The sequence below is a fragment of the Sphingobium aromaticiconvertens genome, assembly GCF_037154075.1.
Classification (GTDB): domain Bacteria; phylum Pseudomonadota; class Alphaproteobacteria; order Sphingomonadales; family Sphingomonadaceae; genus Sphingobium; species Sphingobium aromaticiconvertens.
This window is the reverse complement of the sequence record NZ_JBANRJ010000001.1, coordinates 2,953,850-2,968,068: the sequence shown is the minus strand read 5'-3', so window position 1 is coordinate 2,968,068 and position 14,219 is coordinate 2,953,850. Positions and strand designations below refer to the sequence as shown.

Sequence of the window (14,219 nt, the reverse complement as noted above, 5' to 3'; positions counted from 1 at the left end):
ACCTCTCTCTGGCGATGGCGTTTAACCGCAGAGAGCCATCTTTACCAGCGAGAACCGCTCGCACTAATGCGCGGAAGTAGCGATCAGAGACATTGGACCTTTTGTCCATGCCGTTTCAGAGTGCCTCTATCCGGTCCAGTCCATAGCTTCGCAGTGCCCCCGACAGGCGTTCGACGCCCGCATCAACGCGCGTGAATATAGCGATTCCGGGGGCCGGTGCAGCGGGCCAAGCCTGCCCTTGAGTGAGATAAGCGATACGCCGGGCGATGCCGTCACCACCATGGACGAAAGTGAGTGGGCGGGGCGATGCGGCGGCAAGTTCGGCCTCCACCAGTGGGAAATGGGTGCAGGCGAGGGCTACCGTATCCATCCGGTCGCCGCCCGGTTGATCGAGCAGACCGGCAAGTGCGTCCCGCGCAATCTGGGGATTGAGCGGTTCCCCCCGCAACTTTGCCTCAGCCAGTTGCACCAATGCAGCCGATCCGTGGCGCAGCATGATGCAGTCCGCGCCATGTTCGGCCGCGAGGCGATCGACATAGGGCTGGCGCACGGTGGCGTCCGTGCCCAATACGCCGAAAACGCGGGTCCGCGACGCTAGCGCGGCGGGCTTTATCGCCGGGACGGTGCCGACGACCGGAATATCGAGCGCCGCGCGAACGACGGGCAGCGCAATCGTGGAGGCGGTATTGCACGCAATGACGGCAAGGCGCGGGCGATAGCGTTCAACCAGGCGCCCGAGCAGGGCCGGAACGCGCGCGGCAATCTCTGCCTCGCTCTTTGTTCCATAGGGGAAGCCCGCGCTGTCGGCGGCGTAGATGATGGGCGCATTGGGTAACATTGCGCGGGCGGGGGCAAGGATGGACAGGCCACCGACGCCAGAATCGAAGAAGAGCAAGGGAGCATTGGGAGCGACCGTCATTATGGACGCCATGTTGCGGTGCCGGGCGTGGCTGTCAACATGCCTTCGCCATTGCCCGCTACGCCGTGAGCGCTATGGTCGCGATCCAATCAACAGGCGAGACAAATGACCCTACCCTGGCTTCTTCCCGCATTCGTGCTGATCATCGGCTATCTGCTCGGTTCCATCCCCTTCGGCCTGTTGCTGACGCGCATGACCGGGGCCGGCGACCTGCGGCAGATTGGGTCGGGCAATATCGGCGCGACCAATGTATTGCGTACCGGGCGCAAGGGGCTGGCGGCGGCGACGCTGCTCCTTGATCTGCTGAAGGGCGCGGGGGCCGTGCTGATCGGTGCGGCGCTGCTGGAGGGGGGCGGACCCATGGCGGGGGCGATGGCCTTTATCGGTCATTGTTATCCGGTCTGGTTGCGTTTTGCCGGGGGCAAGGGTGTCGCGACGATGATGGGCGTGGTGACGGCGCTTTATTGGCCCGCGGGCATTGTTTTTGCGCTCGTGTGGCTGGGCGCGCTTTTTGGGACACGCTGGTCCTCGGTTGGTGGCATGGCGGCAGCGGTGAGCGCGCCGATTGCGATGTGGCTGTTCGACCGGATCGACCTGGTGCCTGTGGCACTGGCTTTGGCGCTGATCGTACTGTGGCGGCATCGCGCCAATATCGCGCGACTGGCGCAGGGGACTGAACCAAAGGTCGGGTCTTCCAGGGGCGGAGCTTCCAAGGCCGGGATTTCCAACGAATGAGTGAGCAGGAGCGGTTCGATCGCCTGCGCCTCATCCGATCGCCCCGTATCGGGCCTGTCACTTTCCGCCAGTTGATGGCGCGGTTCGGTACGGCGGGCGCGGCATTGCGCGCTGTGCCTGACCTTGCGGCGCGGGGCGGCGGCAAGGCGTCGGTGGCCGATGCGGGGGTGGTCGAAAAGGAAATTGCCCGCAGCCGGGCGCTGGGCGCGCGCTATCTGCTGACTTACGATTACCCATAAGTATTTGAATCACTTATCAAGTCGTTGTTGAAAATTGTTGAATCGGATGAGTCGCTTATGATTCATTCACGAGCACCATGGTGTGTTCGTGAGGTGCCCTGTGCAGACCAAAGGCGAAAAACTGCCCTCTCTGGAAGAGCATTGGTCCCACTGCGAGATCGATGAGAGTGCGTTCAGTGACGCGCGTCTTGGGCGCCGATGCGGAGATCTGCTTTGTCGACTGAGTGACCGAATGGGAGGAACGATTCCCCTGGCATGTCAGGACTGGGCAAGCACCAAGGCAGCATATCGGTTCTTTTCCAACCCCAAGGTTGAAGAAGGGGATATCCTGGCCGGCCACTTTGATGCGACCAGACAGCGTTTCGCGGTGACGGATGGTCCCATCTTGGTGCTCCAGGATACGACGGAGTTCACATATCAGCGCCGCAATTCACATGCTGTCGGTTTTACCAAGAGCGTCAACAGCGGTCGCGATAAGGCTGGCCGACTCCGTCACCACACGGTTTGTGGAATACTGATGCATTCGAGCCTGGTCGTGACTGAGGACGGTCTACCTTTGGGGCTTGCTGCGGTAAAGTTTTGGAACCGCGACAAGTTCAAGGGCACTGCTCAACTCAAGCGTAAGATCAATCCGACCCGGGTTCCGATAGAAGCAAAAGAGAGCGTGCGCTGGCTGGACAATCTGCGTCAATCGATGACTTTGCTGGGACAGCCCGACCGCTGTGTCCACGTGGGTGATCGGGAAAGCGACATCTACGAACTCTACTGCCTCGCCAAGGACCTAGGAACGCACTTCGTCGTCCGCACCGTCGTTGACCGATTGGCAGGCAACGGCGATCACACCGTAAAGAGCGAAATGCGCGAAGAACCGAGCGCCGGTACGCACAGCATCGAAGTCCGGGGCGACAACGATACCGTCGAGCAGGTAACCCTCGACATCCAGTATAAACGGATCCTCGTCCGCCCGCCGATCGGAAAGCAGAAGCGGTACCCGGCACTCGATCTGACAGTGATCCATGCTTCGGAAGTCGGCGCTCCGCCGGGTCGAAAGCCAGTCCTGTGGAAGCTGGTTACCGATCTGGAGGTTAGCAGTCTGGAAGAGGCGATCGAGAAAATCCGCTGGTACGCCATGCGCTGGAAGATCGAAGTCTTCCACAAGGTCCTGAAGTCTGGATGCCGTGCCGAAGACGCCAGGCTGCGCACGGCCGATCGGCTTGCCAACCTAGTGGCGCTCTTCTGCATCGTCAGCTGGCGTGTATTATGGATGACCATGATGGCTCGCGCCGCACCAGACGCCAGTCCGGCAATCGCGTTCACCACATCGGAGATCAACATCCTTGATCGTCTTGTTGGCGATAGCGGAAATCGCCGAGCAAAGAGGGGCACGATCCAGCTCTATCTCACCAAACTGGCCCGTCTCGGCGGTTATCTCGCAAGATCTTCAGACCCGCCCCCAGGTAACACTGTCGTCTGGCGCGGCCTACGTCGACTTGCCGACATTCAGATCGGCGTGGGGCTCGAAACTTATGGGTAATCGCAAGATCTGCTGATGGGTGACGCGGACTATCCCTTCCTTCTGGACCAGATGGAAACAGCGCCGCCTGCCCTGATCGTGCGGGGCGACGTGACGCTGGCGACCCGGCGATGTGTGGCGATGGTGGGTGCGCGCAATGCTTCGGCGGCGGCGTGCCGGTTCGCGCGAGTGCTGGCGCAGGATCTGGGGCAGAACGGCGCGGTCGTGGTGTCCGGCCTTGCGCGGGGTATTGATACCGCTGCGCATCAGGGATCGCTGGCGAGCGGCACGATCGCGGTGATCGCAAGCGGTATCGATATCGCTTTTCCGCCGGAAAATACGGCCCTTCAGGAGCAGATTGCCAGTCAGGGCCTGCTGGTGGCCGAACAGCCGCCCGGCACGCAGCCACTGGCGCGGCACTTTCCGGCGCGTAACCGCATCATTGCCGGGTTGGCGGCGGGCACGGTGGTGGTGGAGGCTGCCCCCCGGTCCGGGTCACTGATTACCGCACGGCTGGCGGGCGAAGCGGGGCGCGAGGTGATGGCGGTGCCCGGTTCTCCGCTCGACCCGCGCGCGCAAGGATGCAACCAGTTGATTCGCGACGGCGCAATCCTGATCCAGAATGCGGCGGATGTGCTGGAGGCGATCGGCAGCATCGATCCGCGCATGGTGCGGCAGAACAGCTTCGATTTCGCGAGTGAGCCGGTGTCCGCTGACGTTGCTGCGCGCGAACGCGATTCTGTGGTGGCCTTGTTGGGCCATGCACCGGTGCCCGTCGATGAGGTCATCCGCCTGTCGGGCTTTAGTCCGGCTGTGGTGCAGACGGTCCTGCTGGAACTGGAACTGGCGGAGCGGCTGGACCGATTGGCGGGAGGTCGGGTCAGTCTTCGCTGATGGGTGCGCGAGGATTTGCATTTTTCGGCGATCAGGCAGTGACCTGATTGCCGCTTGACGCTAGGCCTTCGCTCCTTCCAGACTCGCGCATACGTGTGAGGAACAGATTTCGGGGCCACTGAATGCAGCTTGTCATTGTCGAGTCTCCCGCCAAAGCGAAGACTATCGAAAAATATCTGGGCGGCGATTTCCATGTGCTGGCCAGCTACGGGCATATTCGCGACCTGCCGGCCAAGGATGGGTCGGTCGATCCCGACGATGGCTTTGCCATGGCGTGGGAAAATTATGGCGATAAGGGCAAGCAGCTCAAGGCCATCAGCGATGCGGCGAAGAAGGCCGATCGACTGATCCTCGCGACTGACCCTGATCGCGAGGGCGAAGCGATTAGCTGGCATGTGCAGGAAGTGCTGCGCGCCAAGAAGGCGCTACCCGAGAAGGTCGACCGGGTGACGTTCAACGCCATTACCAAGGCGGCAGTGCTGGAGGCGATGGCGAAGCCGCGCGCGTTGGATGAGGATTTGATCGACGCCTATCGGGCGCGCCGCGCGCTCGACTATCTGGTGGGCTTCACCCTGTCGCCGGTGCTGTGGCGCAAGCTGCCCGGCGCCAAGTCGGCAGGGCGCGTGCAGTCGGTCGCGTTGCGGCTGGTGGTCGAGCGTGAGCGCGAGATTGAGAGCTTTACGGCCCAGGAATATTGGTCGGTCGCGGCCGAGATGGAGCAGGGCGGGCAGGGCTTTACCGCGCGCCTGATCCGCTGGAAGGGCGAGAAGATCGATCGGCTGACGATTGGCAAGGAAGGCGACGCGATGGCCGCCAAGGCCGATGTTGAGGCCGGGCGCTTCACCGTGGAGCGGGTCGAGACAAAGCCGGTCAGCCGCAATCCTCCGCCGCCTTTCACCACATCGACGCTCCAGCAGGAGGCTGCGCGCAAGCTGGGCTTCTCGGCCAGCCATACGATGCGGATCGCGCAGCAGCTTTACGAAGACGGCGCGATCACCTATATGCGTACCGATGGCGTGCAGATGGACGGCAGCGCCATTTCCGCCGCGCGCAAGGCGATCGCAGAGCGCTATGACGGCGGCTATCTGCCCGAAAAGCCGCGGCAATATCAGACCAAGGCGAAGAATGCGCAGGAAGCGCATGAAGCCATCCGTCCGACCGAGTTCAGCCGGGACAAGGCAGGGTCGGGCGATCATGCGCGGCTATATGACCTGGTGTTCAAGCGGGCACTCGCAAGCCAGATGGCGTCGGCGCGGATGGAACGCACGACCATAGATCTGGTCGATGGCAGCGGCAGCCACACGCTGCGCGCGACCGGGCAGGTCGTGATCTTCCCCGGTTTCCTTGCGCTTTACGAAGAAGGTCGCGACGACAGCGACGATGAGGATGGCAAGCTGCTGCCTCGCATGGCCGAGGGCGATACGCCCGCGAAGAAGAGCGTCACGGCCGAACAGCATTTCACCCAGCCGCCGCCGCGTTTCAGCGAAGCGACCTTGGTCAAGCGGCTGGAGGAGTTGGGCATTGGCCGTCCATCCACATACGCCTCGACCCTACAGGTGTTGAAGGACCGCGACTATGTGCGGATCGAGAAGAACCGCTTCTTTGCCGAGGAGAGCGGGCGGCTGGTGACGGCATTCCTGGAGCGCTTCTTCGAACGCTATGTCTCCTATGATTTTACGGCGGGCCTTGAGGACGAGCTGGACGAGATTTCCGGCGGCCGTGCCCAGTGGCAGGCGGTGCTGGAAGCCTTCTGGCGCGACTTCAAGCCCAAGACCGCCGAGGTCATGGAACAGAAGCCGAGCGACATCACCGCTGCGCTGGACAAGTTTCTGGAGCCGATGCTGTTCCCGCCCAAGGCGGACGGCAGCAATCCACGCGCCTGTCCGCTCTGTGCCGATGGGCAGTTGTCGTTGCGTGGGGGACGCTTTGGCGCTTTCATCGCCTGCTCCAACTATCCCGAGTGCAAATATACCCGCAAATTCGGGCAGCCGGGCGGCAAGGATGGCGAGGATACCGGGCCGGAGGTGCTGGGCAAGCATCCCGAGACCGATCAGGATATCACCCGCAAGTCAGGTCGCTTTGGCCCCTATATTGAGATGGGCGAGGGCAAGGAGGCCAAGCGCGGGTCGATCCCCAAGGATCTGCCTGATGGCGAACTGACGCTCGACTGGGCAATCAAGCTGTTGAGCCTGCCGCGCGAGGTTGGTCTGCACCCTGAAACGGGGCTGCCGATCGTCGCCAATATCGGCCGTTTTGGTCCCTATCTGCTGCATGACGGCAAATATGGGCGGCTGGCCAACACCGCCGAGATTTTTGAGGTGGGCATGAACAGCGCGGTCGTGAAACTGGCCGAGGCGGCCACACGCGGCGGTCGTTCGGCTGGTGGGCGTGAGCCGTTGAAGGTGCTGGGCGCGCATCCGCGCACGGAACTGGAGATCAAGCTGATGGAGGGGCGCTATGGGGCTTATGTCACCGACGGCACCACTAATGCGACCTTGCCCAAGACGATCGACAAGGATGCGCTGACGCTGGAGGAGGCTGCTCAGTTGATCGACGCGCGGGCCGCTGCGGCTCCGGCGAAGAAGGGCAAGAAGAAGGCGGCGCCCAAAAAGGCGGCGGCCAAGAAGGATGGGGCCAAGAAGCCAGCCGCAGCGAAGAAGAAGGCGCCTGCCAAGAAGGCCAAGGCAGCCGAATGAATGATGGGCGGTCCGGGGCAATAGGCCCCGGACCGCCCATCCGAACGCCAGCCCTATTTCGCGCCGCCGGTGTTGGTGTCTGGGTAGGTGATGCCGAGCTGTTCCAGATAGCTGCCATATTTGGCAGGGTCGTAATAATATTTCTCCATCTCGGGCCGCAGCCGCTCCATCACTTCCTTGTTAAGGTGGATGGCGGGCTTGTCCTGTGCGGTGACGACCGGATCATATTTCACGTCCTTGGTCTGGACGTTGGTGAAAAAGGCCTTGGCCTCGTTGACCAGCGCAGGCGTGGTCATGATATCGAGGACGGTCATCGCCACCGCCTTCGCGCCTGCGACCGCGCCCTTGTGCGCGATGGGCGTGGCCATCGCCATGGCGGAGGTCACATGATGGCCGATGGTGTTGGGAATGTTCGATGGATAACCGATGGTGATGGTCGGCACGGTCCACATGATGTCGCCAATGTCGTCGGACCCGCCGAAGCTCGCACCGCCACGCATTTCCGGGGTTGATAGCGGGCTGACCTTGCCCTCTAATGGTTTCAGGGTGAAGCCGTTGGCCTGCTGCACCGCCTTGGCAAAGGCCTGATCTGCATCGCTCCACTGGGGCATCCCGATCGCCTGAATATTGGCAAAAGCAGCTTCGGCGAGTGGCTTGTTACCATAATTGGGCGCGGCATAGCCCAGCAGTCGGCGCGTGACGGTGGTGCCGGTCGCCTTGGCCGCAGCCTCCGAAATCTCGTTGCCCGTCTGGTAGAGATTGCGGACGGAGGCGAAATCCTTGTCGCGGAAATAATACCAGACGCTGGCTTCACCAGGAACGATGTTGGGCTGGCCTCCGCCGTTGGTGATGACATAATGCGAGCGCTGGGTGAGGGGCAGATGTTCGCGCCGGAAATTCCACGCGGCATTCATCCATTCGACGCCATCGAGCGCGCTGCGGCCATTCCACGGCGCGGCGCCATGCGCGGTCTTGCCGTGGAAATCATATTGGACCGACACCATGCCAGTCAGGCCCAGATCGCCCCAGCCGGTGCCGAAACCCGAATTGACATGGGTGAAGATGGAGACGTCGACATCCTTGAACAGCCCTTCGCGGACATAGAAGGCCTTGGTCGCCAGCAATTCCTCCGCAACGCCGGGCCAGAGCATCAGGCGGCCCTTGATCCCATGTTTTTCCATGACATTCTTGGTAGCGATGGCGGCCGCGACGATCAGTGGCATGCCCGAATTATGCCCCTCGCCATGGCCCGGTGCGCCCGCGACCATCGGCTTGATGACGGCAGAGCCTGGGGTCTGGGAGAGGCCGAGCAGGCCGTCAATGTCAGACCCCAGCGCCACCAGCGGGCCGCCGTTTCCCCATGTCGCGGTCCAGGCGGTCGGGATGCCCGCCGCGCCGCGCGTGATGGTGAAGCCATTTTGTTCGAGAATGCCGGTCAGATAGGCCGAGGTCTTCACCTCCTGAAACCCCGGTTCGGCGAAGCTGAAGACGCTGTCGACCATCTGCTGGACCAGCTTCGCCTCTCCGTCGATCGCGGTTGTGACTTCCTTCTTGAGTGCAGCCGGGGCCTTTGCTGGCGCTGCGACGCTGAAGGACAGGCTGGAGGCGGCGAGAAGCAGGCCGAGCGTGCGGACGGCGATAGGACGAAAGGGGGCGGGCATGGGCGCTCCGATGATGAAGATGGGAGAGGGGAGATGTGCGCTTTTATTTCGCCGCGCCGATGTCCGTGTTGGGATAAGCGATACCCAACTGCTCAAGGTAGCTGCTATATTTGGATGGGTCGTAGTAGAATTTCTCAAGATCCGGCCGCATTCGGTCCATGATTTCCTTGTTCAGGTGGATGGCGGGCTTGTCCTGCGCCGTCAGGACCGGATCATATTTCTGATCCTTGGTCTGGACCATGTTGAAATAGGCCTTGGCCTCGCTGACCAGCGCGGGGGTGGTCATGATGTCGAGGACGGTCATCGCCACCGCCTTGGCGCCCGCGACAGCGCCTTTGTGCGCGATCGGCGTCGCCATTGCGATGGCGGAGGTGACATTATGGCCGATCATGCTGGGGATGTTAGAGGGGAAGCGGATGGTAATGGTGGGCACGGTCCACATGATGTCACCGATATCGTCAGAGCCGCCGCCATTGGATTTGCCGCGCGTTTCGGGGGTGGAGAGTATGCCTACCTTGTCCTCCAGCGGCTTGATTTCCAGCTTGTTGGCTTGCTGCGCCGCCTTGGCGAAGGCCTGATCGTCGGCGGTCCATTTGGGCATGCCGACCATCTGGATATTAGCATAGGCCGCTTCGGCCAGCGGTTTGTTTCCGTAATTGGGCGCGGCATAGCCGAGGATGCGACGGTCGACGGTCGTGCCGGTCGCCTTGGCTGCCGCCTCCGAAATCTCATTGCCGGTTTCGTAGAGTTTGCGGATGGAATCGAAAGTCTGCTCGCGGAAATAATACCAGACGGTCGCTTCGCCCGGTACGATGTTGGGCTGGCCGCCGCCATTGGTGATCACATAGTGCGACCGCTGGGTGATGGGCAGATGTTCGCGGCGCATGTTCCAGGCGATATCCATCAGTTCGACGCCATCAAGCGCGCTTCGCCCGGCCCACGGGGCACCGGCGGCGTGCGATGTCTTGCCGTGGAAATTATATTCGACCGAGACCATGCCATTATTGCCCATCTCGCCATAGCCGGTGCCAAAGGCCGAGGCGACATGGGTGAAGATCGAGGCGTCAACATCCTTGAACATCCCAGCGCGGACATAGAAGGCCTTGGTCGCCAGCAATTCCTCGGCAACGCCGGGCCAGAGCATCAGGCGTCCCTTGATCCCGTGCTTTTCCATGACATTCTTGGTGGCGATGGCGGCGGCGACGATCAGCGGCATGCCCGAATTATGCCCCTCGCCATGACCCGGTGCGCCAGCGACCATAGGCTTCAGGGTCGGCGATCCGGGATATTGAGAAAGGCCGAGCAGCCCGTCCACGTCAGAGCCGAGCGCGACCAGCGGGCCGCCCGTGCCCCATGTCGCCGTCCAGGCAGACGGGATGCCCGCCACCCCCTTGGTAATGGTGAAGCCATTCTTTTCGAGGATGGCAGTCAGGTAATCGGCGGTCTTGAATTCCTGAAAGCCCGGTTCGGCGAAGCTGAAGACGCTATCGACCATCTGCTGGACCAGCTTGGCTTCTCCGTCGATCGCGGTTGTGACTTCCTTCTTGAGCGCGGCGGGCGCCTTGGCCGTGGCAGGCGTGACGGCGGTGAGCGTGGTCGAAAGCAGAAAGAGGGCGGACAACGACTTGCCGGACAGCAACTGGGCAGCGGATTTCAGCATCACGGATTTCTCCTGGACGAACGGATTATCGGAAGGGCGATTAGATCGAGAGGCGAACACCCATGCGGAAAACGCGACCCAGTACATCGTACAGCGCGCGGTTGGTCTGCGGATAGGCGGGCGTGTTGTTGCCCGTGGGGCCGTTGCCGACCAGCACGGGGTCCTTGTCGAAGATATTGCGAACCGCGAGGAACAATTGGGTCTTTGAGCCGCCAAGGTTGAAATTATAGCTGGCGTTGAGGTCGAAGTAGAAGGCGCCGTTGATCTTGTTCGTGTTGATCGTGCGGTAATCGGCGCTTGAGAGCGGGCAGTCCGTATCGCACACGATATAATTATTGTTGTAGACGCCGCTGGACACGCCGCGCGCCACGCCCTGAATGCTGAAGCCTGCATCCATGTCGTAGCCAGCAGTGAAGCGGTAGGTCCAGTCGGGTAGGCCGCCCGTATTCTGGCCCGCCGCGTCGGTGGTGGCGGTGACACCGTTGTTCAGCTTAAGCTCGAACGCCTTGCTGACCAGCGCGCGCAGGGTCATGTTGCCGGGGCCGACCTGCTTGCGATAGCTGGCTTCGATGTCGAGGCCGCTGGTCTTTTCTGTCACGAAGTTGGTCGGTTTGATCTCGATGCTGGTGATGGCGAGGCCCGGCGTGACGACACCGCGCCCACCACTGGTTGAGATGAAAGTGCAGGCTTCGGCGATATTCTGCTGATAGCATTGGTCGACCAGGGTCTGCGCGAGGAGCGAGGAGATCGACCCGTCGATCTTGATATTATAATAGTCCACCGACAGGGCGAAGCCTGGCAGGAAGGTGGGGGTCAGAACGACGCCCGCCCCATAGGTCTTGGCGATTTCCGGCTGAAGGTCTGGATTGCCGACGGTGGATTCGTTGAACTGGTCGGTGCGGACTGTCGTGCCGGTGGGGACGTTGACAGTGTTGGTGCGGCCGGTGCCGGGCGCGAACAGTTCGGCCAGATTGGGCGCGCGAATGTCGCGGGACACGGTGCCGCGGAACTTGATGTCGTCCATCGCCTGCCAGGTCAGGCCCGCCTTCCAGGTATTGACGCTGCCGGAGGTCGAATAGTCGGTGATGCGGAAGGCGCCGTTGAAATCCATACCCTTGAAGATCGGGATGATGGTTTCGAGGAAGGCTTCCTTCACATTATATTTGCCAACCGTGGGCAGGTAGTTGCCGTAGATCCATGTGCCGGTGGTGACGCCATTGGTAACGCTCGGGCGGAACAGGTCGTCGACCGACCCATTGACCGATTCTTTGCGATATTCGCCGCCGAACGCGATCGAAATGGGACCAGCCCACAGGTCGAGCAGATTGTTGGTTGAGAAGTTGATCGCCGCCACTTCCTGCTTCAACTCCTGCTTTCGCAGCGGCTGGAGACCGTTGTAGAGAACATAGTCGATCGCTGCCGCTGATGCGCCGTTGGTGCCGATACGGTTCAGGGGGACACAGCCGCGGTCATCATTGGTCGCGTTGGTATCGACATTGATGCGGCAGACGATGGTGCCGGGCGCATAGCCGCCGGCATTGCCCGCCGCTGCGACGACGGCGTCGGTTGCGTTCGCCATGCGGGCGATGTTCCAGGCGTTGGTCAGCAATTCGCTGCTCTTGGTCTTGCCCAGTTGATAATAGGCGTCCCAGTTCCAGTCGCTCGACCCGACCGCAAATTCACCCCGGCCGCCTGCGACATAGCGAAAGACCTGTCGCGTATTGTCGCTGCCCTGCGGAGGCAGGAAGATGTTGCTGGTGCCAATCTGGACCGAAGTGAGGTTGTTCGTGACCATCGCCGCGCGCACGCTGTCGGGCAGGAAGGCGTTATCGCGCTGGATGGTAACGCCCACGGTCGGGGTCTGCTGATAATAGCTTTGGCCGTTATAGCGGCTGTAGGAGAATTGGCCGAAAACCTCGATCAGCGGCGAAAATTCGTAGCTGAGGCGGCCAAAGGCGCTGTGGCGCTTTTCCGATGGGAGCAGCGTGGCGCTGCTGCGATGTCCTTCAGTGGTGATGTCGAGATCGCCGCCGATCATCCACTGACCACTGGTCTGGCCGAACGTGAGTTGGTTGACGGATGCCTTGCCGGTAGCTGGGTTGACCGAGCCGAAATACGTGCCACGCAGCGGGCCGGTGCTGATGAGGCCACCGGGGGTGAACTGGCCGGTGCCGATACCGGCCTGGACGAGATATTCAGGGACGCAGGGCGTGTTGAGCGAAGTGGCGTCTGTGCAGCGGGCAGCGCTGTAGGCCGGGTTGTTGGCGAGGAAATAGCCGCTGTCGTTCCAGTCCCGGTCGATCGACTGGATGCCCGCTTGCGAGAAATATTCGCCCGACAGCAGGATATGGCCCTTGCCATCGGCAAAGGATTTGCCGCCGGTCGCGCTGAACTTGTAGTTCTTTCCGTCATCGCGGGTGGTGACGCCATATTCATATTCAGTCTTGAAGCCGGTGAAATCGCGATCGAGGATGAAGTTCACCACGCCTGACACAGCGTCCGAACCATAGGCCGAGGATGCACCGCCGGTCACCACTTCGACGCGCTCGATCAGGGCCTGCGGGAAGGTGTTGACATCCACCTGTCCGGTCGTGGTCGAGGTAACGGAGCGCTGACCGTCGAACAATACCAGCGTGCGGTTGGCGCCCAGGTTCCGCAAATTGACGCTGTTGATGCCAGCCGCGCCATTGCTGAGCGAACCGTTGGACGTGGCGGAGGTGCCGCTGCCGCGAACGGCGGGCAGAGTGTTGACGAAATCGGAGATATTGGCGGGCGCTTCGGCTTTCAGTTCCTTGGTGCTGATGACGCTGACAGGTGTAGGAGCGTCGTAGCCGTCGCGGACGATACGAGAACCCGTGACGGTGATGTCGCCAGTGAAGCCATCTGGCTCGGTGGCCTGCTCATCGGGCAGAGAAGCTATCGCCTGGGCTGTGGCCAGTGTCGGCATGGCGCACAGGGCGGCAGCACAGGCCGTCCCCAGCAGCCAGCGCGTGCGCCGATCAGAAACGTGACCGTAAAGGTTGGACTGTATCGCGTTCATGGTTGACCCCCTGTTGCTGCTGCCCCTGGGCCATTCATGCACCCCTCAATATCTTATTGTTTTCTTGTGCATTTATTGCTTTTTTCTTAGGTCTCAGTGCGATCCCGAGGCTCTTTTCGATGTCTCTCACAGTCAGGAACGAAGGGGGTTTCGCCAATCCGCTATTGCCGCTTCGCCCAACTCTTGCGTGTAATTAAGGCTAACAGAAATTGCGTTGCGATTTCCGCTAAATTAGCGCAATTTTCGGCAAGGTAATTTTTGGAATCGTCAAAAATTGGGGAATTGTTGATGCATTCAAATAATCTGGGCCTTGATGCTGTTGATTATCGAATCTTGAAAGCTTTGTCTGAGGATGGTCGGGCGTCGGATGTGTCGCTGGGGGAGCAGATCAACCTGTCGAGCACCGCAGTCGCCCGTCGCCGACGCTTGATGGAAGAAGCCGGTGTGATCGAGGGGTATACAGCGCGCCTCAACCTGCGCGCGTTGGGTTTTAGCGGCGTAGTGATGGTGATGATCGAACTGGTGTCCCAGGCCGAAAATGTCCTGAACGAGTTTGAGCGCGAGGTCGTCAAATGCCCCTCCGTCTCCTTCTGCGGCTTCGTGTCGGGGGATACCGATTTCATGCTGATGATCCATGTCAGTTCACTCGACGAATATGATTCCATCTATCGCAAGGAACTGTCGATTCTGCCCCATGTCACAAAGATCAGGAGCAGCATCATCCTGCGCGAGGTTGCGCGGCGCGCCAATGTACCGATCGTGTTTGAGCAACCGTTCGGGAATGGGCGATAGCGGATCGCGCGCTGTCATGCGTTTCAAGGCAGGATAGATCACGCCGATCGCCGATGCCTTGGGGAGCAGC

At 61.2% G+C, this 14,219-nt stretch carries 8 protein-coding genes and 2 pseudogenes; 6 read left to right on the top strand and 4 right to left on the bottom strand.

Annotated elements, in window-relative coordinates; translation table 11 throughout:
* Positions 1-115: 115 nt before the first annotated feature.
* Positions 116-919, bottom strand: a complete 804-nt coding sequence (gene murI, locus WFR25_RS14145; RefSeq protein WP_336971705.1) for a glutamate racemase — start codon at positions 917-919, stop codon at positions 116-118.
* Between the two features lie 105 nt (positions 920-1,024).
* Here murI and plsY point away from each other — a divergent pair, with 105 nt between their 5' ends.
* From plsY to topA, 5 genes and pseudogenes are all read left to right on the top strand, one after another.
* On the top strand, positions 1,025-1,654 hold the full coding sequence (gene plsY / locus WFR25_RS14140; protein ID WP_336971702.1) for a glycerol-3-phosphate 1-O-acyltransferase PlsY: 630 nt from the start codon (positions 1,025-1,027) through the stop codon (positions 1,652-1,654).
* Positions 1,651-1,890 (top strand): annotated as a pseudogene (locus tag WFR25_RS14135) (DNA-processing protein DprA); the annotation flags it as partial. The gene plsY and the pseudogene WFR25_RS14135, both read left to right, overlap by 4 nt.
* 85 nt (positions 1,891-1,975) lie before the next feature.
* Positions 1,976-3,427 (top strand): IS4 family transposase, encoded by a 1,452-nt coding sequence (locus tag WFR25_RS14130; protein WP_336971700.1) that lies wholly within the window; start codon positions 1,976-1,978, stop codon positions 3,425-3,427.
* Positions 3,428-3,436: 9 nt separating this feature from the next.
* Positions 3,437-4,300, top strand: a pseudogene (dprA, locus tag WFR25_RS14125) (DNA-processing protein DprA); the annotation flags it as partial.
* Between the two features lie 122 nt (positions 4,301-4,422).
* A complete protein-coding gene (gene topA, locus WFR25_RS14120; RefSeq protein ID WP_336971697.1) occupies positions 4,423-6,996 on the top strand; it encodes a type I DNA topoisomerase in 2,574 nt (857 codons plus the stop codon).
* Between the two features lie 53 nt (positions 6,997-7,049).
* Here the strand turns inward: topA and WFR25_RS14115 are convergent, their stop codons facing one another.
* From WFR25_RS14115 to WFR25_RS14105, 3 genes are read right to left on the bottom strand one after another with little or no spacing between them, the layout of a single operon-like run.
* Positions 7,050-8,657, bottom strand: a complete 1,608-nt coding sequence (locus WFR25_RS14115; protein ID WP_336971696.1) for an amidohydrolase — start codon at positions 8,655-8,657, stop codon at positions 7,050-7,052.
* Positions 8,658-8,700: 43 nt separating this feature from the next.
* Entirely contained in the window at positions 8,701-10,317 is a 1,617-nt protein-coding gene (locus WFR25_RS14110) for an amidohydrolase (RefSeq protein ID WP_336974902.1), read from the bottom strand.
* 40 nt (positions 10,318-10,357) lie between these two features.
* Positions 10,358-13,357: a TonB-dependent receptor plug domain-containing protein gene (locus WFR25_RS14105; protein WP_336971695.1), complete on the bottom strand. Its 3,000-nt coding sequence runs from the start codon at positions 13,355-13,357 to the stop codon at positions 10,358-10,360.
* 288 nt (positions 13,358-13,645) lie between these two features.
* Between WFR25_RS14105 and WFR25_RS14100 the strand changes: the two genes are divergently transcribed.
* Positions 13,646-14,149 carry an Lrp/AsnC family transcriptional regulator gene (locus WFR25_RS14100; protein WP_336971694.1) on the top strand — a complete coding sequence of 168 codons (504 nt, stop codon included), beginning with the start codon at positions 13,646-13,648 and terminating at the stop codon, positions 14,147-14,149.
* Positions 14,150-14,219 lie beyond the last annotated feature (70 nt).

What these genes read in the sequence shown, in the direction of transcription:
- murI (WP_336971705.1), bottom strand. Translation starts at nt 919, where the DNA reads ATGACGGTCGCTCCCAATGCTCCCTTGCTCTTCTTCGATTCTGGCGTC.
- WFR25_RS14105 (WP_336971695.1), bottom strand. Translation starts at nt 13,357, where the DNA reads ATGAACGCGATACAGTCCAACCTTTACGGTCACGTTTCTGATCGGCGC.
- WFR25_RS14110 (WP_336974902.1), bottom strand. Translation starts at nt 10,317, where the DNA reads ATGCTGAAATCCGCTGCCCAGTTGCTGTCCGGCAAGTCGTTGTCCGCC.
- plsY (WP_336971702.1), top strand. Translation starts at nt 1,025, where the DNA reads ATGACCCTACCCTGGCTTCTTCCCGCATTCGTGCTGATCATCGGCTAT.
- WFR25_RS14115 (WP_336971696.1), bottom strand. Translation starts at nt 8,657, where the DNA reads ATGCCCGCCCCCTTTCGTCCTATCGCCGTCCGCACGCTCGGCCTGCTT.
- topA (WP_336971697.1), top strand. Translation starts at nt 4,423, where the DNA reads ATGCAGCTTGTCATTGTCGAGTCTCCCGCCAAAGCGAAGACTATCGAA.
- WFR25_RS14100 (WP_336971694.1), top strand. Translation starts at nt 13,646, where the DNA reads ATGCATTCAAATAATCTGGGCCTTGATGCTGTTGATTATCGAATCTTG.